This window comes from Rothia nasisuis, assembly GCF_928381405.1.
Lineage (GTDB): Bacteria > Actinomycetota > Actinomycetes > Actinomycetales > Micrococcaceae > Rothia > Rothia nasisuis.
Genome location: NZ_CAKMSB010000007.1, coordinates 35,778 through 56,210, shown reverse-complemented (window position 1 = coordinate 56,210; position 20,433 = coordinate 35,778). Strand labels below are relative to the sequence as shown.

The 20,433-nt window shown below is 60.8% G+C and carries 18 protein-coding genes and 2 tRNA genes; 16 read left to right on the top strand and 4 right to left on the bottom strand.

Features of this window, described 5'->3' with window-relative positions; translation table 11 throughout:
* The first annotated feature begins 104 nt into the window (after positions 1 to 104).
* From L6966_RS07275 to L6966_RS07260, 4 genes are read left to right on the top strand one after another with little or no spacing between them, the layout of a single operon-like run.
* Complete coding sequence (locus tag L6966_RS07275) at positions 105 to 755, top strand: ABC transporter permease (protein WP_237224305.1); 651 nt, start codon at positions 105 to 107, stop codon at positions 753 to 755.
* The gene (locus L6966_RS07270) at positions 739 to 2,076 is read left to right on the top strand and encodes an ABC transporter ATP-binding protein (protein WP_272878596.1); all 1,338 of its coding nucleotides are present in this window, start codon (positions 739 to 741) and stop codon (positions 2,074 to 2,076) included. The genes L6966_RS07275 and L6966_RS07270 overlap by 17 nt, the downstream gene beginning before the upstream one ends.
* 5 nt (positions 2,077 to 2,081) lie before the next feature.
* Complete coding sequence (locus tag L6966_RS07265; protein ID WP_083092247.1) at positions 2,082 to 2,873, top strand: ABC transporter permease; 792 nt, start codon at positions 2,082 to 2,084, stop codon at positions 2,871 to 2,873.
* A gap of 5 nt (positions 2,874 to 2,878) precedes the next feature.
* On the top strand, positions 2,879 to 3,850 hold the full coding sequence (locus L6966_RS07260; RefSeq protein WP_083092114.1) for a glycine betaine ABC transporter substrate-binding protein: 972 nt from the start codon (positions 2,879 to 2,881) through the stop codon (positions 3,848 to 3,850).
* 161 nt (positions 3,851 to 4,011) lie between these two features.
* On the opposite strand, the gene L6966_RS07255 is transcribed toward L6966_RS07260, so the two are convergent.
* Positions 4,012 to 4,099: transfer RNA gene (locus tag L6966_RS07255), tRNA-Ser, on the bottom strand.
* Positions 4,100 to 4,265: 166 nt separating this feature from the next.
* Between L6966_RS07255 and L6966_RS07250 the strand changes: the two genes are divergently transcribed.
* The 5 genes from L6966_RS07250 to L6966_RS07230 all read left to right on the top strand — a co-directional run bounded on the left by L6966_RS07250 (position 4,266) and on the right by L6966_RS07230 (position 9,964).
* Complete coding sequence (locus L6966_RS07250; RefSeq protein ID WP_237233138.1) at positions 4,266 to 5,264, top strand: NAD(P)H-quinone oxidoreductase; 999 nt, start codon at positions 4,266 to 4,268, stop codon at positions 5,262 to 5,264.
* Positions 5,265 to 5,409: 145 nt separating this feature from the next.
* The gene (locus tag L6966_RS07245; RefSeq protein WP_237233137.1) at positions 5,410 to 7,680 is read left to right on the top strand and encodes a carbon starvation CstA family protein; all 2,271 of its coding nucleotides are present in this window, start codon (positions 5,410 to 5,412) and stop codon (positions 7,678 to 7,680) included.
* Positions 7,681 to 7,689: 9 nt separating this feature from the next.
* Positions 7,690 to 7,881: a YbdD/YjiX family protein gene (locus L6966_RS07240; RefSeq protein ID WP_237233136.1), complete on the top strand. Its 192-nt coding sequence runs from the start codon at positions 7,690 to 7,692 to the stop codon at positions 7,879 to 7,881.
* Positions 7,882 to 8,126: 245 nt separating this feature from the next.
* On the top strand, positions 8,127 to 8,612 hold the full coding sequence (locus L6966_RS07235) for a dehydrogenase (RefSeq protein ID WP_083092110.1): 486 nt from the start codon (positions 8,127 to 8,129) through the stop codon (positions 8,610 to 8,612).
* Between the two features lie 161 nt (positions 8,613 to 8,773).
* Entirely contained in the window at positions 8,774 to 9,964 is a 1,191-nt protein-coding gene (locus L6966_RS07230; protein WP_237233135.1) for an acyltransferase family protein, read from the top strand.
* Here L6966_RS07230 and L6966_RS07225 read toward each other — a convergent pair.
* The gene (locus L6966_RS07225) at positions 9,961 to 10,590 is read right to left on the bottom strand and encodes a response regulator (RefSeq protein WP_237224310.1); all 630 of its coding nucleotides are present in this window, start codon (positions 10,588 to 10,590) and stop codon (positions 9,961 to 9,963) included. The genes L6966_RS07230 and L6966_RS07225 overlap by 4 nt on opposite strands.
* A complete protein-coding gene (locus L6966_RS07220; RefSeq protein WP_237224311.1) occupies positions 10,587 to 11,948 on the bottom strand; it encodes a sensor histidine kinase in 1,362 nt (453 codons plus the stop codon). Before L6966_RS07220 ends, L6966_RS07225 begins: the two co-directional genes overlap by 4 nt.
* 191 nt (positions 11,949 to 12,139) lie before the next feature.
* On the opposite strand from L6966_RS07220, the gene L6966_RS07215 reads away from it, so the two are divergent.
* Genes L6966_RS07215 through L6966_RS07205 form a run of 3 tightly spaced genes read left to right on the top strand, consistent with a single transcriptional unit; the run spans position 12,140 to position 14,940 of the window.
* The gene (locus tag L6966_RS07215) at positions 12,140 to 13,231 is read left to right on the top strand and encodes an ABC transporter permease (RefSeq protein ID WP_237233134.1); all 1,092 of its coding nucleotides are present in this window, start codon (positions 12,140 to 12,142) and stop codon (positions 13,229 to 13,231) included.
* A 57-nt stretch (positions 13,232 to 13,288) separates the two neighbouring features.
* On the top strand, positions 13,289 to 14,050 hold the full coding sequence (locus L6966_RS07210) for an ABC transporter ATP-binding protein (protein WP_237224313.1): 762 nt from the start codon (positions 13,289 to 13,291) through the stop codon (positions 14,048 to 14,050).
* 38 nt (positions 14,051 to 14,088) lie between these two features.
* A complete protein-coding gene (locus L6966_RS07205) occupies positions 14,089 to 14,940 on the top strand; it encodes an HpcH/HpaI aldolase/citrate lyase family protein (protein ID WP_237224314.1) in 852 nt (283 codons plus the stop codon).
* 104 nt (positions 14,941 to 15,044) lie between these two features.
* Here L6966_RS07205 and L6966_RS07200 read toward each other — a convergent pair.
* A tRNA-Thr gene (locus L6966_RS07200) sits at positions 15,045 to 15,119 on the bottom strand.
* 177 nt (positions 15,120 to 15,296) lie between these two features.
* Here L6966_RS07200 and L6966_RS07195 point away from each other — a divergent pair.
* From L6966_RS07195 to L6966_RS07180, 4 genes are all read left to right on the top strand, one after another.
* A complete protein-coding gene (locus tag L6966_RS07195) occupies positions 15,297 to 16,433 on the top strand; it encodes a histidinol-phosphate transaminase (RefSeq protein WP_237224315.1) in 1,137 nt (378 codons plus the stop codon).
* Positions 16,434 to 16,719: 286 nt separating this feature from the next.
* Complete coding sequence (locus L6966_RS07190; protein WP_237224316.1) at positions 16,720 to 17,874, top strand: thiamine pyrophosphate-dependent enzyme; 1,155 nt, start codon at positions 16,720 to 16,722, stop codon at positions 17,872 to 17,874.
* Positions 17,875 to 17,881: 7 nt separating this feature from the next.
* On the top strand, positions 17,882 to 18,862 hold the full coding sequence (locus tag L6966_RS07185; RefSeq protein ID WP_237224317.1) for an alpha-ketoacid dehydrogenase subunit beta: 981 nt from the start codon (positions 17,882 to 17,884) through the stop codon (positions 18,860 to 18,862).
* A gap of 20 nt (positions 18,863 to 18,882) precedes the next feature.
* Positions 18,883 to 20,415, top strand: coding sequence for a dihydrolipoamide acetyltransferase family protein (locus L6966_RS07180; RefSeq protein ID WP_237233133.1), 1,533 nt, complete (start codon positions 18,883 to 18,885; stop codon positions 20,413 to 20,415).
* Positions 20,416 to 20,433: the final 18 nt, after the last annotated feature.

Sequence of the window (20,433 nt, the reverse complement as noted above, 5' to 3'; positions counted from 1 at the left end):
TGACGGCAGCTGGGGTAGATGACCGGTCCCTGACACACGGGTGCTTAACATTCAGAGGTGAGGGGAGTATATTTCTCACCATCACTTAATGTATAAGGAAGCTTATGGTTTCGTACATCTCTGATCGTTGGGATCAGATTGCTTTTGCTAGCTGGCAGCACTTCTCCCTGGTGGTGCAGTGCCTACTCTTAGCAACCATTCTCGCAGTCGCTCTAGCTGCCCTTTGCTACCATAGGCCCGCTCTGGCCGGTATGGCGAACGGCGTTTCAGCGGCCGGTCTCACGATTCCTTCCTTCGCGCTCATCGGTTTAATGATTGCTCCCTTTGGTTTTGGGGTGGCCCCCGCGATGATTGTGGTGACGTTTTACTGTCTGCTACCGATTCTTCGTAACGCCCTGGTGGGGCTGTCGAATGTTGACCCATCACTGGTAGAAGCGGCGAGAGGCATCGGTATGTCTCGAGTAGCGACCTTCTTCAAAGTGGAGCTACCGCTGGCGTGGCCGGTGATTTTAGCGGGAATGCGCGTATCGGCTCAAATGACCATGGGCGTTGCGGCAGTGAGCGCTTATGTACTGGGCCCCGGTTTGGGCGGGTTTATTTTCTCCGGTCTCTCCCGCCTTGGTGGGGCGAACTCTTTTGAAGCAGTAGTCACGGGCGTGGTTGCTGTCATTGTTATTGCTCTTATTCTTGACGGCCTGTTGGTTCTTCTGGGCCGTCTGACGACTTCGCGAGGTATCCGTGTCTCCTCACACTAAAGACTCTTCACCATCGAATATCACCGGTGCGACCATTCTTCTGGAGAATGTCACCAAAACCTATGGCGGTAAAAAGCCCGCAGTAGACCAGCTCACGCTTGAGATTCCTGCGGGGCAGACCGTCATGTTCGTTGGCCCCTCCGGCTGCGGTAAAACGACCACCCTCAAGATGATTAACCGGCTGATTGAGCCTACCTCTGGGCGCATCGTCATTAACGGTGAAGATGTGACTTCGATGAACAGTGACAAGCTCCGCCGTGGGATCGGCTACGTGATTCAGGCAGGCGGCCTCCTGCCGCACCTGACGGTGGGAGCAAATATTGGGCTGGTACCTAAGATGCTGAAGTGGGATAAGCAGCGCATCGCTGAGCGTACTGACGAGCTCCTCGACCTGGTATCGCTTGACCCCACAATTTACCGTGATCGCTACCCCAAAGAGCTCTCGGGTGGTCAGCAACAGCGAGTGGGCGTGGCACGAGCCCTGGCGGCAGACCCCTCTATTTTGCTGATGGATGAGCCTTTTGGCGCAGTTGACCCCATCACCCGCCAGCGTCTGCAAGAAGAGCTGTTGCACATTCAAAGTGAGTTGCATAAGACGATTGTGTTCGTTACTCACGATTTTGACGAGGCCGTTAAGCTGGGCGACTGGATTGTCATTTTCAATGTAGGCGGTCATATAGAGCAGTACGGTACACCGGAGCAGATACTGGCCCGCCCCGCGAGCAAGTTTGTAGAGGACTTTATCGGCTCGGGGGCCGGGCTCAAGCAGCTAGGCCTGGCGCGTGTGCGTGATACCACGATGAGCCGTGTCCCTGCTTTCCGTGAGGGGGACGATGCCAAGGACGCCGCGCTGCGGGTCAGTGAGGACGGGCACAGGTATGCGGTGGTGGTGGACGCCAACGACCGCCCCCTTGATTTAGTGAGTGTGCAGGCTCTTCAGAAGATGAGCACCGTGACCACTCGGCCTCACCAGATTCTCCACACTGTTGGCGAGTCTTCAACGCTTGACGATGCCCTCGATACCATGCTTGTGGCGGGATCTTCGGTCGCAGTGGTGACCGGACCGCGCGGCCGCTACCGGGGTCTACTGCACGCACAGACCATCATTTCGTCCATCGATGAGGCGTCTTCCTCCGATGTGGCTGAAGTGGATCTGCCGGTAGGGCACAATACGGGGCAAATCCCCATTGCCACGCGCACCGAAGACGGAATTGTGACCTACCGGGTGGCAGAGGGCGGATCCTCATCGGGAGATTCCGCCGTTCCCAGTGCAGAAGCTCTCGAGTCAGAAGCTTCTGCGGTAGGGCGTGAACAGGCATGAGTGAGATGACGAAAGCGGCGCCGAGCTCCCGAACACGTGAGGGAACAGCCCCCGAAACAGCCTCTCTGACCGCAGCGAGCGGGTGGCGTAGCCTGGCGATACAGCCTCTCTGTCTGCTCCTGGTCGTGGGTGCCATGGTGGTGTGGCTGATGACTGCTGAGCTCACAGAAACCGAGAAAATAACCCTTGAGCCGGCTAACCTGATGGTTCTCGCCGGCCAGCACCTGTACCTCACGTTTGTGTCAGCTTTTTTCGTGCTGATTACCGCTATTCCTTTAGGTATCTTGCTGACCCGTAGGCCTTTTCACCGGTTTACGGGTGCGGTCATGGGCCTAGCGAATATAGGGCAGGCGGCCCCTATCGTGGGTTTAATCGTTCTTTTCGCCTTCTGGTTGGGGTTCGGGCCACGCGCGGCTCTGGTGACCCTGGTGATTTACGGGTTTCTGCCGGTACTCAAAAACACCATGGTGGGTCTAGAAGCGGTGGACTCTCGGCTTATCGAGGCTGCTCGGGGCATGGGTATGAGCGCCTGGGCTGTGCTCTGGAAGGTGGAGCTACCGCTTGCGGTGCCTATCTTGCTCGCTGGTGTGCGCACCGCCCTGGTGCTCCTCGTAGGTTCAGCCACCCTGGCAACTTTCATCAACGGTGGTGGGCTTGGCCTGCTGATTACTACGGGCGTGAACCTGGCCTTGGACCGGGTGCTAATTTTCGGTGCGGTATTGGTCGCGGTGTTCGCGCTAGCGGTTGACTGGGTAGCGCGTGTGGTGGAGTTCTATGCAACTCCGAAAGGTCTGTAAGCATCATGAAAAAATTAGTGAATCCTCTAGTGTTGATGGCGGTGGCCCTACTGCTGTTGACGGGGTGCGGTTTGAGACCGTCAACCTCTGCGGTGCAACCGGCTGAACCGGGGCTGATTCAACCCATCGAAGGAGCAGAAGGCCACCGGCTGACTATTGGCTCGAAGAACTTCACAGAGCAGATTATCTTGGGCAAGATGGCGGTGCTGACCGCCGAGGCGGCAGGGTTTGACGCTGTGGATATGACGAATATTCCCGGTTCGCAGCCGGCACGCAAGGTGCTGGTTTCTGGTGAAGTTGATATGGAGTGGGAGTACACCGGCACTGCCTGGCTGACCTACCTGGGGCAAGAGGAAAGTATCGCTGACTCTGAGCGTATGTGGCAGTCTGTGGCTGAAGCTGACCGAGCCAACGGGCTCGTGTGGGGCCAGCCTAGCCCGCTGAACAATACCTACGGTATGGCGGTGCGAAGGGAGTTTGCTGAGGCGCACAATCTCACAACCATCTCAGATATCGCCTCCCTGCCGGTGGAAGACAGAACCTTGTGTATCGAGGCGGAGTTCAACTCCCGCTCCGACGGGCTGAACGGTATGCTCGAAAAATACGAGCTCCCCCGCGGCAGCGGTGTTCCTGAGCAGAATGTGCAGATTATGGATACCGGCGCAATCTATGCTGCGACCGATAACGGCACCTGCAACTTCGGTGAAATTTTTACCACTGACGGCCGTATCAATTCCCTTGACCTGGTGGTGCTTGAAGACGATCGTCAGTATTTTCCCGCCTATAACGGTGCTCCTGTTTTTTACGCTCAGACTTTGGAACAATTTCCTGAGCTTGAGGACCGTTTTAACCTGGTAGCGCAGCGCCTGAACGATGATGTGATGAGAGATCTTAACTATCGTGTGGACGTTCAGGGTGAAGACCCCGGCGCGGTGGCTCGCGACTGGATGCTTCAAGAAGGCCTCATCACTGAATAAGGCTTCCACCGCCGTAGGTGGAGGGCCGTGAGCACTCCACCTACGAGAATGTCAGATGGTTTTTAGGGTGGGCAAGCGTAAATAAGGTGGCGCATTCCCCATGATATCTGAGGTCGGGCACGAAAAAACTCGTCTGCGTGAGCAGACGAGTTTTGTTCTTGCGGATGGTGTGGGATTTGAACCCACGAGACGGGGTTGCCGCCTACTGGTTTTCAAGACCAGCTCCTTCGGCCGCTCGGACAACCATCCAAACATGTGCAAGGCACTTCTAACCATGGTACATAAAGCGGTTAATAAAACAAAATGGTGGCCCCTGTGCCCTTGCTCTCGTTAGGCTGGGCTGTAGGTGCTGTGCAAGGACGCCGGTGCCTGCCTCTGCCCGCTGGCAGGGGGAGAGTGAGTTAGGAGCTAGAGGATGCGCGCAATTCTTGAAGAGAAGCACGGCGGCCCGGAGGTTTTGGTGGTGACGGAGCAGCCCGCCCCTGTGCCGGGCCCGGGTCAGGTTCTTCTCACAACGGCGGCGGCAGGTATCAACCGCGCGGACGTTTCTCAACGGCAGGGTAACTACCCGCCGCCTCCGGGCGCTAGTGCCATTTATGGGCTGGAGGCCTCTGGGGTTGTTGAAGCCCTGGGGGAGGGGGTGGACGATGCCTTCTTGAACCAGGAGCGGGTAGCCCTGCTGGCCGGCGGAGGTTACGCCGAGTACGTGGCGGTTGACGTGGCCCATACCCTCCCTGTGCCTGAGGGGGTGAGTCTTGAGGACGCCGCCGGTCTGATTGAGGTGGCCGCAACCGTCTACTCCAACCTTGTGCTCACTCTGGGCATGGGCGTCACCCCGGAGGAAAACGACGGGAAAACCCTGCTGGTACACGGCGGTACCGGTGGCATCGGTACGCACGCTATTGAGCTGGCGCGTGCCTTGGGAGTGCAGGTTTTTGCCACCGCGGGCTCTTATGAGAAGTGCGACTATGTGCGTGAGCTGGGTGCTGAAGCCATCAATTACCGTACTCAGAACTTCCGCGAAGCCGTGCGCGAAGCCACGGGCGGCCGTGGGGTCGACTATCTTCTGGATGTGGTTGGCGGAGCCTATCTCGAAGACAACATTAAGACCCTGGCCCTTGAGGGCTCGATGGCTGTAATCGGGGTGCAGGGCGGCCCCAAGGGGCAACTGAATTTAGGGTATATGCTGCCGCGCCGACTGAGCGTCCATGCCACAAGCTTACGCACTCGCTCCGCCGCTGATAAGGCCCGTATTGTGGACGCTGTGGGGCAGCTGGTGTGGCCCCTCTATGAGAGCGGGGAGCTGACTGTTCACACCAGCGCAGTCTACCCGCTGGAGCAGGCAGCATCTGCGCATACCCACCTAGAAGCCGGTGAGCACCGGGGTAAAATCCTGCTTGCCGTCTCAGCGTGAGGGCCCGCCCCTTGCAGTCGCTCTGACAGAAACCGTACGTCACAAGAGCAAGTGTATGTGACACGCGCTGCCACCAAGAGTAGAGTGTGAGAGCACGCACACCGCTTTCCGCGGTGGCCCACACACATCACACTGGAGTCTCACCATGACTGAACGAAGCTCCTCTACCGTGGAGCAAGACCGCCCGCAGCCCTACGTCGACCCGGGCGTACTCGAGGCCGAACACCGTACCTGGAAGCCCAAGACCATCGCCATGTGGGTAGCCATTGCCCTGCTGGGCGCAGTCTCCTGGGCCATGTTGGCTATCTTCCGCGGTGAAACCGTCAACGCTATCTGGTTCGTCTTCGCGGCCGTCTCTAGCTACCTGATCGCCTACCGCTTCTACGCCCGCTTTGTTGAGGCCAAGCTGGCCCAGCCCGACGACCGCCGGGCTACCCCGGCTGAGTACGACGCCGACGGCAAGGACTACGCCGCCACCGACCGCCGCGTGCTCTACGGCCACCACTTCGCCGCCATTGCCGGCGCTGGCCCCCTGGTTGGCCCCGTCCTAGCAGCCCAGATGGGCTTTCTGCCCGGCACCATCTGGATTATCGTGGGCGTCATCTTTGCCGGTGCCGTACAGGACTACCTGGTGCTCTTCTTCTCTATGCGTCGAGGCGGACGTTCCCTGGGCCAGATGGCCAAGGAGGAGCTGGGAACCGTGGGCGGTTATGCCGCCATTCTGGCAACCCTGGCTATCATGATCATCATCACCGCCATCCTGGCCCTGGTCGTGGTCAATGCCCTGGGCGAATCTCCCTGGGGCGTCTTCTCCGTCGGCATGACCATCCCCATCGCCCTCTTCATGGGTATCTACCTGCGCTACCTGCGCCCCGGCAAGGTGGGTGAAGTGTCACTGATTGGTTTTGTGCTACTCATGGCAGCCATCGTGGGCGGTGGCTACGTTGCCAGCACTGAGTGGGGCATGCAGTACCTGCTCCTGGACCGCGTCACCCTGGCCTGGTGCGTCATCATCTACGGCTTTATCGCCGCTGTACTGCCCGTCTGGCTACTGCTGGCGCCCCGCGACTACCTTTCCACATTCATGAAGGTGGGTACCATCGTCCTGCTCGCCGTCGGCATCATCGTGGTACGCCCCGAAATCACCGTACCTGCTGTTAGCGAATTTGCGGGCCGCTCCGACGGCCCCGTCTGGTCCGGCTCCCTCTTCCCCTTCCTCTTCGTCACCATCGCCTGCGGTGCCCTCTCTGGCTTTCACGCCCTCATCGCTTCGGGCACCACCCCCAAGATGGTCGAGAAGGAACGCCAGACCCGCTTTATCGGCTACGGCGGCATGCTCATGGAATCCTTCGTGGCTATCATGGCCCTGGTCGCAGCTGTCACCATTGACCGCGGCATCTACTTCGCCATGAACTCCGCCGCTGGCGCAACCGGCGGTACCGTCGAATCCGCAGCCGTCTTCGTCAATTCCCTGGGCCTGACCGGCGTAAATGTGACCCCCGAACTGCTCCAGGGAACTGCGGACGCCGTGGGTGAACACTCCATCGTTTCCCGCACCGGTGGCGCCCCCACCCTGGCCGTAGGTATGGCTCTCATTCTCAACCAGATGCTGCCCTGGTTCGAACTCACCAGCTTCTGGTACCACTTCGCTATCATGTTCGAGGCCCTCTTTATTCTGACCGCCGTAGACGCAGGCACCCGCGTTGCCCGTTTCATGCTCTCAGATACCCTGGGCAACTTCTTCCCCAAGTTCCGAGACCACAACTGGCGTTTAGGCGCCTGGCTGACCACCGCCGTCATGGTGGCGGGCTGGGGCTCTATCCTGATTCTGGGGGTTACCGACCCGCTGGGAGGCATCAATACTTTCTACCCGCTCTTCGGTATCGCCAACCAGCTCCTGGCTGCTGTTGCGCTGGCTGTCTGCCTAGCTATCGCCGCCAATAAGGGCCGCTTCAAGTACCTTTGGATCATCGCCCTGCCCCTGGCCTTCGACCTAGTGGTGACCGTTGTCGGTTCCTGGCAGAAAATCTTCTCGTCTAACCCCGCTGTGGGCTACTGGGCCAACCACTTCAGGTATAAAGAAGCCCTTGCTGCCGGTGAGACCTCCCTAGGGGCGGCTAAGGACGTTGCCGCCATGGAAGCGGTTGTACGCAACACCTTCGTGCAGGGTTCGCTTTCTATTCTCTTCGTGGTGCTGACCCTGGTGGTCGTTATGACCGCCCTCCTTGAGGTCATCAAGGCTAAGAACGGGCACGCGAAGGAAAGCAAGGAAAACCCCTACGTTGAGTCAAAGCTTTACGCTCCGGCCGGTATGATTGCCACCCCGGCCGAACGAGAGCTCGAAGCCCAGTGGCAGGAGTTCTACCGCAGGCACCCCGACCAGATTAGCGGCTCTGCCGGGAACAGCGGCCACTAGGAGGAGCCTGTGCAAGCAATCCGTGATTTCTTGGCCCGCGCCCGCTGGTTCGCCAGCGGGGTGCTGGGAGCAGATAAATACCAGAAATACCTGGCCCACCACCGTGCCAGCGGCTGCACCCATGCCCCCATGAGCGAGCGCGAGTTTTGGAAGGACTACACCGACGGGCTCGATGCGAACCCCGGCGCTAGGTGCTGCTAGGAGCAGGGAGAGAGGCTGAGCGCGAGTGGCAGACTTGCCGTAGCGCTTAAACGAAGTCTTGATAAAGCGAGGTGCGGGGGCACATCGAAGCCGACTGGCTGGGGCTGGCCTGAATCGCCTGTGGGCGAAGTGAACCGGCGAGAAGGCTAGCTGGCGAAGTGCGCCCCCGCACCTCACTCTTTCCGTCACCTTGCAGCAAATGTTAGGGTAACCTAAGTATCAGTGAGAGACGAAAGGAGCACCCCGTGGGCATCAAAGACTTCCTGCAAGGCCGCAGAGACGACGCCGAACTCGGTAAGGGCCTCTGGCGCCGTGCCCACGACCGCTTCGTCCGCGGGCTTGACCGCTTCCACCAAATCCTCGAACGCGTCCCCGCCGGACCCACCCTCGAAGAACTCGTCCCACTAGCCAATGACCTGGCCGACCTACTCCCGCGCGTCCGTGCCATTGCCACCGAAGCTCAAAAACTGGCACCCAGCGAAAGTACCGACATCCCCGCCTCACCCACCGGCGCCTACTCCAACCTGCACCGCTCCCTCTCTAAAGCAGGCAACGCCCTGGCGCTGTGTGCTGAAGCGCTTGCCATGACCCGCTGTGCAGGTGACTGTGCCGCTACCTGTGCCCGCACCGAAACCATCGCACGGCGTGTGACTACCGTACAAGCACACATCGCGGAGGCTGAGGCCCATCTCAAGGCCGCTAGAGAAGAGACCCAGAACGTGGCGCTCTAACGCAACCCGCATCTGTTCACCCGACTCGCTGTCGCCAATATCGCGTCAAAAAATCCCTGTGCATGACGGGGGCAAGGCGGTAAAGTGGTGGGGTACCCGTTCGCACTCTTTTTAGGGCACGTTCACCTGCTATACACACTCACATCGGGGGAGAATCACCAATGAATCGCTATGCCCACATTGACGCGATGCGCGCCTTTGCGGTGCTACTGGTGGTTTTTTCCCACGCTGGGCTGGACTTTGTACCCGGCGGCTCGGGCGTTACCATCTTCTTCGCGATTTCCGGTTTCATCATCACCTACCTGCTCCTGCGGGAACGCGACAAAACCGGTGGTTTTGATGTAGCCGGTTTCTACATTCGCCGTCTGCTCAAAATCGGGCCGCCGTTGCTCCTAGCAATTGTGGTCCCCACGCTCATCTATCGGGTTGCGGGCGGCGAAGTCGACACCTTAGATTTTCTAGGTCAGATTTTCTTCTTCTTCAACCTGCGTTACCTGGACTCACAGATTACGGTGCTTCCGGGCACGCACGTGATGTGGTCACTGTCGATTGAGGAACAGTTTTATCTGGTTTTCGCTCTCATCTGGCTGGTCATGGTTCGCTGGCGCTCCTGCCACCGAGCCCTCACAGTGCTGGGCGTGGCCGTCATTCTCTACTCGTCTATTACCCGCTTCGTACTCCACGATGCTGGGGCGAGCATCGACCGCATCTATTTTGGTACCGATACCCGTATGGAAGCCATCGCTATCGGTATGCTGACAGCTCTCTGGTACCACACCTACGCTCAGGACGAGATGCTGGTGGGCCGCCAGGTTTCAGGCAGGCACTACCGCTCCGGAGCGAGGCTCAACAATGGGCGTACCATCCCGGTGTTCGGGCGGAATGTGGTGCTGATTGCGGCGGTCGGCGTGTACCTGTTCACTCTCGTTCTGCGTGATGAGACCTTCCGCGACACCCTGCGCTATTCGTTGCAGGCCTGGTCTGCATCGGCCCTCATGCTCTGGGGGTTGGCTGCCGCCCGCCAGCCGCTGGGAGCCTACGTACACCGGGTCTTAGCCTGGCAGCCCCTACAGCTGATTGGCCTGTCAAGCTACAGCATCTACCTGGTGCACGATGTGCTCTTCAAAGCTATAGAACCCTACCTACACGGCTGGACGACCCTGGCTCAGGTAGCCCTGCTAGCCCCGCTGGGCGTGGGCGTGGGTGTACTCATGTACCTGAGTGTAGAGGTGCCCGTGATGCGCTTCAAAGACCGTCATTTCGGTGCCAAATGGAAGAAGCATGCAGCCAAAAAAGCCCCCGGGCACAGGGCCACCAGGGCTCCTAGGGGCACTAGGGCCACTAGGAGTTAGAGTAGCCTTTCAGCGCGGGCGGCAGCAATGGCGGCAGTACGGTTATCTACACCCAGCTTGGCGTAAATATGCACCAGATGCGTCTTCACGGTCGCCTGCGAAATGAAGAGCTTCTCGGCCAGTTCCTTATTGGTGGCACCGGTGGCCAGCAACTTTAACAGTTCCATCTCGCGCGCCGACAGGCTGACCGCCGGCCGCTGCATACGTTCCATCAGCGCAGCTGTAATCTCGGGGGCAAGGGTCCGCTGCCCCCGCGCAGTCGCCAACACCGCAGCCTGCACCTGTTCGGGCGGTGCGTCCTTGAGCAGATAACCCAAAGCACCGGCCTCGATCGCCGCAACAATGTCGCTTTGGGTATCAAAAGTGGTCAAAATCAGTACCGGTGGGCCGCCCGCCTCCCTCAGCTGCCGGGTCGCCTCAACCCCACCCACCGGCCGCATCTGAATATCCATCACCACCACATCCAGAGGCTCGGCGCGCGCAGCAAAGTCAGCTGCCAAGGCAACTGCTTCGGAGCCGTCCGAGGCCTCAGCAACCACCTGAACCCCCTCAAATGAAGCGAACATAGCTCGCAGGCCCGCGAGTACTACGGGGTGGTCATCAACGAGCAGGGCACGAACAGTCATTCAGATACCTCTCTTGGTAAGCGGGCCGTGACCACGGTGCCGTCAGGGCCAGACTCAAACTCTAGACTACCGCCCACCTCGCCCACTCGCGCGGCTAGGGAGGGCAGCCCAAAACCGGTTCCGCCCCCGGCCAGCAGGGGATCGGGCACTGCACCCGGTGCGGCCAGTGGGTGCATGATAAAGCCACGCCCGTTATCGAACACATCGAGAGTGACCTCGTCAGGCCAGAGCGTCAGGGTCAGCGCAGCCCGGGCTGCTCCGGAGTGAGCGGCCACATTCGCGAGCGCCCCCTGGGCTACCCGTAGCAGAGTGGCGGCAATAGGCTCTGGCAGGGCGTTGGCCTCGGCCTCACTGCCCTCAAGAATGAATGAGCAGGCCAGATTGGCTCCGGCTGCCTGTGAGGCCCTCTCGGTAGAGCCCGCGAGCGCACCCAGCGCACCTACCAGGGAGGTAGCTAGGGCGGGGGAGGAGAGGTCCCTGATGAAGCGGCGGGCCTCAGCTAGATTGGTAGCCGCCGACTCCTGGATGACTCGCACCTGTTCGGCTGCGGTGCCCGTTTTGCCCGCCCGCAAGGAGTCCGACGCTGCGCGAGAAACCAGCACAATGGACGAAAGCCCCTGGGCCAGCGTGTCGTGAATTTCTCGGGCTAGGCGCTCGCGTTCGGCAATTTTACCGGCTGAGTACTGCTGTTGCGCCAGTTCAGCCTGAACTGCCCGTAGTTGTTCGGCCAGGTGGAACTGGTTGGTGGCGTCCTCGCGAAGCGCCCGGTAGGTAAAGGAGATAACGGTGGCCAGGAGTGCCCCCAGGGTAGGGCCGATGATGAAACCGGGGGCCAGGCCCTGAGCACGCAGGTGCTCCATGCCAAAGCCTGCCGGGCCTAGCAGTGGCAGGGCAATTGCCGCGGCACACAGCACCCCGGTGATCAGAACGCCAGCGACCGGCTGGAGCAGGTGCAGGTAGAGGAACATGATGGGGAAAACGACCCAGGTGAAGGCGGAGTCTAGGCACATGAGCCCCAGCCACAGGGCGGTGATGGTAGCTAACCACAGGTGTGCAGGGGTAAAGGGGGTAGCCCGCTGGTAGGTGGCCTCCGTGCCCGGGCGGTAGAAGAGGCGGCCGAAGCTGTGGGGGAGCCCTCGGCGGTTCTCGTAGACAGTGCCCCACAGGTACACAGCGCCCAGGGTAATCACCAGCACCCCGATGACGGTGTGCTTCATCTGGTAGGCACTATCGATGAGAGCTAGCACCGCACCGAAGCCCAGTAAGAAGGCGAACATGACGTGGAGGCTTACCCGCAGGGTCTTGAGCACCAGTAGCGTCTGGCGCGAGGTTGCGGCCGGTGGCTTCACAGTCATCATAAAAACTCACTTTACCGGTTGAAGCCAAGGAGGCCAGGGGTGCCTGTGCCAGGCCGCCGCTTACAATGCGCGGGAGGGGCCTCATATCAACCACATGGTTGAGTGCAGGTTCAACCCTTACCCCGATGTGCGCCCCCGCGGTGGCAGCTTGAATGGATATATCCGTTCGTTCAAGAGAAAAGGCTTTCACGATGTTTGTTGGGTGGCGTGACATCCTCTTTGCTAAGGGCCGCTTTACCCTCATGGGGGTGACTGTTGCCCTGATAACCCTGCTCTTGGTGATGTTGACCGGCCTGACCGGTGGGCTGGGCAGCCAGAACACCGAGGCCCTGGAGAAGATGGGGGCTGACCGGTTCGTGTTTTTTCCGGCTAGCTCTGGAGGGCAGGCCTCCTTTGCGGATTCGGCCGTGACCGCCGCCCATGCTAACGAGTGGTCAGCCACCGGTGCGACCGCCGTCCCTATTGGTTTTACAACCGGCAAGATCGAGGGGGAGGGCGCCTCAAACCTGACCCTGATTGCAGCCCCTGCTGGTAGCGACCTGCTACAACGAACCGCCGCGCTTGTGCAGGGGGCCGCCCCCGCCGACGGGCAGGTTGCCCTGCCTGAAGCTGTTGCCAAGGAGCTCGGTGCTGAGATTGGCGACACCGTCACCTTCTCAGGTGCTGACCTGACCGTTTCGGGGGTCACCGCTGATACCTTCTATTCCCACACCAACTCAGGGTGGACGACGACCGCCACCTGGCAGGCTATCACCCACCAGCGTGAGGTAGAGGGCGCGGCCGCCGCCGTCGGCACCGTCTTGGCTGTTACCGGCGGCTCAGATTACGCCGCTACCGCTGATGCGACCGGCGCTCAGGCTCTCACTACCCGCGAGGCCTTTGCGGCCCTCCCTGCCTATAGGTCTGAGAACGGCTCACTGGTCACCATGCAGGGCTTCCTCTACGGTATTTCAGCTCTGGTGATTGTCTCCTTCTTGACCGTCTGGACCATCCAGCGCACCCGTGACATCGCCGTGATGCGTGCCCTGGGTGCCTCCCACCGTTTTTTGACCCTGGACGCTCTGGCTCAGGCAGCCGTAATTCTGGCAGCGGGTGCGGGGCTGGGTGCCCTGGTGGGTGCAGGCCTGGGTGCCCTTGCGGTGAACGCTGTGCCCTTTCAGCTGAGCGCTCTTACCGTTGCTGGCCCCGCCGCCGGCATCTGGGCACTGGGTATGGCAGGGGCCCTGATTGCCCTGCGCCGTGTTGCCAGGGTTGACCCCATGATTGCTCTGGGCGGCAACTAGCCCGCGCCTGTTTTCAGTGCGCTGCCCCCGTAACTCTTCAGTAAGGAGCCTCAAGCCGTGATCGACCTACTCACCTGCCCCCTGGCCGAATCAGGAACGCCAGGCACAAACGTCCTAGAACTGCGTAACATCACCCTGGACTACCCCGACGGCGTTGATGCAGGCGGAAACCCAGTGACCATGCGCGCCCTGGATTCTGTGAACTTAACTCTGGGCCGTAGTGAGTTTGTGGCTCTGACCGGGGCCTCGGGTTCTGGCAAGTCTTCCCTGCTCTCTGTGGCCGCGGGCCTGATTGCTCCCAGCGCAGGTGAGCGCCTCATCAACGGCACTGACACCACCAACTACAGGGAGAGCCAGCTGGCAGCCCTGCGCCGCACCACGGTGGGTATCATCTTCCAGCAGCCCAACCTGATTGCGTCCCTGACAGCAGCCGAGCAGCTGGAACTGGTGGCCCGCATTGCGGGTGCACGCGGGGAGGCGCTGAACGCAGCCCGTCGCCGCGGCGACGATCTGCTTGATCTCGTGGGGCTGGGGGCGGCATCCGGGCGTCGCATGCATCAGCTTTCTGGCGGTCAGCGCCAGCGCGTCAACGTTGCCCGCGCTCTCATGGGTAGCCCCTCCCTGTTGCTGGCCGATGAGCCCACCAGCGCCCTTGATACCGAACGCTCCGCCGCTATCATTGAGCTACTGGCCCAGGTTACCGCTGAGTTCAATACCGCCACCCTGATGATTACCCACGATGAGAGGCACGCCGAGGCCGCTCCGCGAACCCTCTACATGGTGGACGGGCGGCTGGTTGGCACCCTGAGGCAGGGGTAGACTGGTAGAGGCCCAACACACCTGAATAAGGATGCCCCGTGATCAACTTTCACCGCAATGAACGCGCTGCCTCACTGCCCGCCCGTCTCTCTCGGTCCTGGCTGCTGGTCTCGGCGGCTTCTAGCGAAGAAACTATCGCCGCAGCCCTCGAATCAGAGGCAGATTCGATCATTATCGATATTGAGGACGGCACCCCCGAAGAACAGAAGGACGCAGCCCGCGAGCGCATTGTTGAGATGCTCAACGGCGGCGCCTCAGCCTGGGTTCGTATCAACGGTATCGAGACCGAGCACTGGGCTAAAGACCTTGAGGCGCTCAACCAGGCTGGCGGTCTTAAGGGGGTCATGCTGGCTATGACTGAGCACCCCGATCACGTGACTCGCACCGCCATGATGCTCCCGGCAGGTACCCCTGTCATCGCCCTCATTGAGACGGCGCTCGGCATGGTCAACGTGGTGCGTATCGCTAAGGCTCCCGGTACCTTCCGCCTGGCCTTCGGTGTGGGCGATTACCGCCGTGACACCGGTGTTTCTGATGACCGTATTGCCCTGGCTTTCGCCCGCTCCCAGCTGGTGCTGGCCTCGCGGGTGGGCGGCCTAGCTGGACCTATTGACGGCCCGTCGGTGGGTAAATACGGTGGAGATTTGCTCCAGGACTGCGCTATCACTACCAGCCACGGTATGACCGGCAAGCTCACTCTCGACCCTGCCCAGGCTGAAACCATTAACGTGGGCCTGGCTCCCTCTGCTGATGAAATTAAGTGGGCTCGGGAGCTGTTGCAGAAGTCAGAGGGTGACGATGTTCCCCAGGATGGCTCCTACCTGCCCCGTCTGGCCCGCGCCCGTAAGGTTTCGTCCCTGGCCAAGACCTACGGGCTGTGGCGTAGCTAGTTGTCTGGGGCAGAACCGGCTAGGACGGTGAGGTAGAAGGTGCCTGCCTGCTAGGGGTGCCTTGAGCACCTCGGCTTGGGTACACCGTGTGCACACGGTTTCAATGGAGCCCCCAGTCGGATTTGAACCGACGACCTTTTCTTTACGAGGGAAATGCTCTACCCCTGAGCTATGGAGGCCTGCTCGAACCCCGTGAGGGAGCCGAACGAAAGAAAACTCTACCAGAAACGCTAGGGCTACGACCAGTGGTTGAGACCAGTGGCTGGGCGGCAGTACCCAAGGGCTCTGCGCCCTCGGCCAAAAGGACGGTACTCACCGCCCTAGACCGTGTGCCCTGTGCCACTAGAATAGACCGCATGACCACTTCATCACAGCGCTCCGGGCTCCACCCCCGCCCGGTGTTCAGTCAGCTCCCCGCCTACGCCGCCGGTAAACCCCCGACACCAATCCCGGGGCTGACCCAATATAAGCTCTCCTCCAACGAGAACCCCTGCGGGCCGGTGCCCGCTGTTGCCCGAATTCTGGACGAGTTCAACACCGTACACCGCTACCCCGACCCGCTCTCCACCGCTCTGCGCGAAGCCCTGGGTGAACACCTGGGGGTTGACCCGGCAGACATCGTCACCGGTGCCGGTAGCCTGGGTGCACTCACCCAGCTCCTTGCCACCTTCGCGGGCACTCACGCGGACGGCGTGCAAGACGAGGTTATCTACGCCTGGCGCTCCTTCGAGGCCTACCCCATCTGCGTCGGCCTGGCAGGCGCTAAAAGCGTGCAGATTCCCAACCGCCCCGACGGCTCCCACGACCTAGAGGCCATGGCCGCCGCCGTCACCGACCGCACCCGCATAATCCTCATCTGCACCCCCAACAACCCAACCGGGCCCGCCGTCACCGAAAGGCAGGTGCGGGACTTCCTCGCCAAAGTACCGCAGGACGTCCTAGTCATCATTGACGAGGCCTACTTTGAGTTCTGCGCGGCCTCCACCGCAGTTGACGGGGTCGAACCGCCCGTCAACGGCCTGCACATTTACCCCGACTATCCCAACGTGGCTCTTCTGCGTACCTTCTCCAAGGCACAGGGGCTGGCCGGTCTACGCGTGGGCTATTCGGTCACGCACCCGGGCGTCACCGCCCACCTGCGTGTCGGCGCTACCCCCTTCGCCGTCAGCGCCCTGGCAGAGCAGGCGGCTATCGCCTCTATCCAGCACAGCGATGAGGTTATGAATCGCGTCCGCCACCTGGTCTCAGAGCGCGAGCGCGTGGTCGCGGGCCTGACCGACCTGGGCTACTGGGTGCCCGAGACCCGTGCTAACTTTGTCTGGCTGCCCCTGGGGGAACATTCCACCGCCCTGGCGCAGCTGGCCGAAGCCAACGCACTCTCTGTGCGCGCCTTCCCCGGTGAGGGCGTGCGCGTGAGTATCGGCGAAGACGAAGCCAACACCCGTTTCTTGGCGCTCGCCGAGAGGTTTGAGTACAGGACGCAGCAACCCTAGGCAGACGCACGTAACGGATGTAGAGGCCCCTGCTCCTGTCTGCCCGTTACTTGCCTACCCGCTACCTGCCCTATGCGCCAGCCCGGAGGCTCAGTGACGAGTCTTCGGGCGAACAACCCGGGCTCGCATCGAACCTGTGCCCGAGGAGTTGGAGTGGGGGCCTTTGGGGGAGAGACCCCGGTGTATTTGCAATTTATCCCACAAAATTCTAAAAATGCCCCTGCCTGCCCACTGCACAGGCGTAGGGTTAAGCAGAGGTACAGAAACAGCTAGACCGGAGATTCACATGTCGCAAACACACAGCCCCGATAGCAACCGGGGCGTGCCGGAGCGTATTCAGCTCATGAACGAAAAGGGGGAACTGACCCCGCACGCCGATTTCTCCACCTTCGCCAACGAGCTCACCGGCGAAGACCTCAAAGACATGTACCGCACCATGGCTGTAACGCGCCGTTTCGACGATGAAATGACGGCCCTGCAACGCCAGGGCCAACTGGCGCTCTGGGTTCCTTCAAGGGGGCAGGAGGCTGCGCAGGTAGCGTCCGCTCGCGCTCTGGCACCGAATGACTACATCTTCCCCTCCTACCGTGATCACGGCGTGCTATTACAGCGTGGGGTGCAGGCGGCGGAAATAACCCCGCTTTTTCGTGGCTCGGGCACTCTAGGGTGGGATGCCAAGAAGCACAACGTGCATTCCTATACTCTGGTCTTAGCGGCCCAAGTAATCCACGCAACAGGCTACGCCATGGGTCTGAATCTCGATGCTGAGATTGAGGCTGAAACCGGGCAGGCAACCGAGCCGACAAAGGACGCCGATAGGCCAGCCGTGGTTACCTACTTCGGTGACGGTTCCACCACCGAGGGCGACGTGCACGAGTCCATGGTGTTTGCGGCCAGCTACAACGCACCCGTGCTCTTCTTCGTGCAGAACAACCACTGGGCTATTTCGGTTCCCTTCAGCGTGCAGTCCCGTGTGCCAGTGGCAACTCGCGCTGCCGGATACGGTTTTGAGGGGCTACGCGTGGATGGCAACGACGTGCTCGCTGTCTACGCCGCTACCCGCTATGCCATGACCAGAATCCGGGCGGGGGAGGGGCCCGTGCTGATTGAGGCCGAAACCTACCGCCTAGGCCCGCACACTACCGCCGATGACCCCACCAAGTACCGGCCTCAAGACCACAGCGATATCTATCATCCGCTGGATCCCATGATTCGCCTCGAAGCCTATCTGCGTGACTCCGGTGTAGCAAATGAGGCCTTCTTCGAGTCTGTTACCGCAGAGGCCAAAGCCACCGCGCAAACGGTGCGCGACGCCGTCCTTGCCGGTGAACCCGAAGATTTTGAAACCTACCTTGACCGCGCCTACGCGGCCCCCCACCAGCAGGTAGAAGATGACCGTGCCTTCTACCGCACCTACACTGACGGCTTTGAGGAGGAGTAACTAACCCATGACTACCGAAACTCTGACTCTGGCCAAGGCGATTACCCGCGCCCTGCACGATGAGATGGCTAGCGACCGCACAGTACTGGCCCTGGGCGAAGACATCGGTAAGCTCGGCGGTGTCTACCGCGTTACCGAGGGCCTGCAGAAGACTTTTGGCCCCACCCGCGTCATGGATACTCCGCTGGGTGAGGCCGGTATCATCGGCACCTCTATTGGCCTGGCTCTGCGCGGCTACCGGCCCGTGCCCGAAATCCAGTTCGACGGTTTTGTGTTCCCCGGCTTTAACCAGATCACCAGCCAGCTAGCCAAGATGCACAGCCGAACCCAGGGCCAGTACCGGGTGCCGGTGACGGTGCGCATTCCCTACGGCGGCATGATCGGGTCGGTCGAACACCACTCCGAATCACCCGAGGCCCTTTTCACTCATACCCCCGGCCTGCGCGTGGTCAGCCCCTCCAACCCGCACGACGCCTACTGGATGCTACGGGCGGCCATTGCCCACCCTGACCCCGTCATCTACTTTGAGCCTAAGCGCCGCTACTGGATGAAGGGCGAGGTCAACTTTGACGAGACTGACTTCGACCCCTTCACAGCCCAGCTGGTACGCGAGGGCGATGATTTGACCATCGCTACCTATGGCCCCCTCGTCCCTGTGGCCCTGGCCGCCGCCCAAGCAGCTGAAGAAGACGGCAATTCTGTTGAGGTCATTGACCTGCGCTCTCTTTCGCCCCTTGACCTGCCGACCGTTGAAGCGTCAATTCAGAAAACCGGCCGCCTGGTGGTTGCTCATGAGGCGCCCACCTTCGGCGGCATAGGATCAGATGTTGCGGCGGCCATCACCGAACGGTGCTTCTACCACCTTGAGGCCCCCGTGGTGCGCGTGGGCGGCTATCACATGCCCTACCCGGTCTCTGGCGTGGAAGAGGACTATGTGCCCGGTATTGACCGCCTGCTAGAAGCTATCGACCGTTCCTTGGCTTACTAAAACCCGTGAAAGGCAGCAAGATGTCACAGATTTTTAACCTGCCCGACGTGGGCGAAGGCCTCACTGAGGCCGAAATTCTCAGCTGGAAGGTGGCCGAAGGGGCCACGGTTGAGGTCAATGATGTGCTCGTTGAAATAGAGACCGCCAAGTCAGTGGTTGAGCTACCTTCGCCCTTTGAGGGCACGGTTGAAAAGCTTCTGGTGGGCGAGGGGGAGACCGTTGAGGTGGGCACACCTATCATCGCTATCGCAACCGCTGGTGAGAGCGCAGAGCAGGAGGCCCCGGCCGCCGCTGACGGGCAGAAGGGCAGCTCGGGTGCTGGCCAGCATACCCGTGAGGGGAGTACGGCGCTCGTCGGTTCGGGCCCTAAGGCTGACCCCGTGAAGCGCAGGCCCCGCAAGCGGAGCCAGGGCGGGGCGTCCGCGCCCGGTACTCCACCTCTACCGGCTAACCATGCAGCCGCTAGCCCTGACGGGTCTGCCAGCCCTGCCCCGGCACAGGGCACAGCGGCGGTCGACCCCCGCAAGGCCCTCATCACGGGTTTGTTGCCAGCCCGGGCAGGCAAACTTCTGGGGGGCGGGGCTAGCGCTCTGCGCCGCCTGGGCTCCCAGGATCTACCTGCCGCAGCTGGCGCTAGCGGTGAGGTGCCTCGCCGCCAGGCCCTAGCTAAGCCTCCGGTGCGTAAGGCCGCCCAAGAGATGGGTATTGATTTGGCGCAGGTGACACCTACCGGTGATCAGGGGCAGGTTACCAAACGCGACCTGCTCAAGTATGCAGCACACCTCTCCCTCAGTGAACGGGCTGAAGTTACTGATACCGCTGACCCCACCAGTTTTTGGATTCCAGCCGGGGCCGGTGGCGACCGCATTGAACGTATCAAGGTCAAGGGTGTGCGTAAGGCGACCGCTAAGGCTATGGTCGAATCGGCTTTTAAAGCCCCGCACGTTTCTATCTTTGTAGACGTGGACGCCACTCGCACCATGGAGTTCGTCAAGCGGCTTAAGAAGTCACCTCAGTTCGAGGGCATTAAGGTGACTCCGCTTCTGATTCTGGCTAAGGCCGTTATCTGGGCCACTGCTCGCACACCGCAGGTCAACGCTACCTGGACCGACTCGGAGATTCAGCTTAAGCACTTTATGAATCTGGGTATCGCCGCAGCTACCCCACGGGGGCTCATGGTTCCTAACATCAAGGAGGCCCAGACCATGAATCTGCGTGAGCTGGCTGTTGCCCTCAACGAGCTGAGCGCCCGTGCCCGCGAGGGTAAAACCCAGCCGACTGAGATGCAGCAGGGAACTCTGACTATCACCAACATCGGGTCCCTGGGGATTGACACGGGTACGCCCATCATCAACCCTGGCGAAGCGGCCATTATTGCGTTTGGCACCATCAAGCAGAAGCCCTGGGTGGTTGACGGTGAGGTTATTCCCCGCTGGGTCACAACCCTGGGCGGCTCCTTTGACCACCGTGTGCTGGACGGGGACCTCTCGGCTAAGTTCCTGGCAGACGTGGCTTCTATTCTTGAGGAGCCAGCCCTGCTCCTGGATATGTAGTTCGGTCTGGCAGACAGT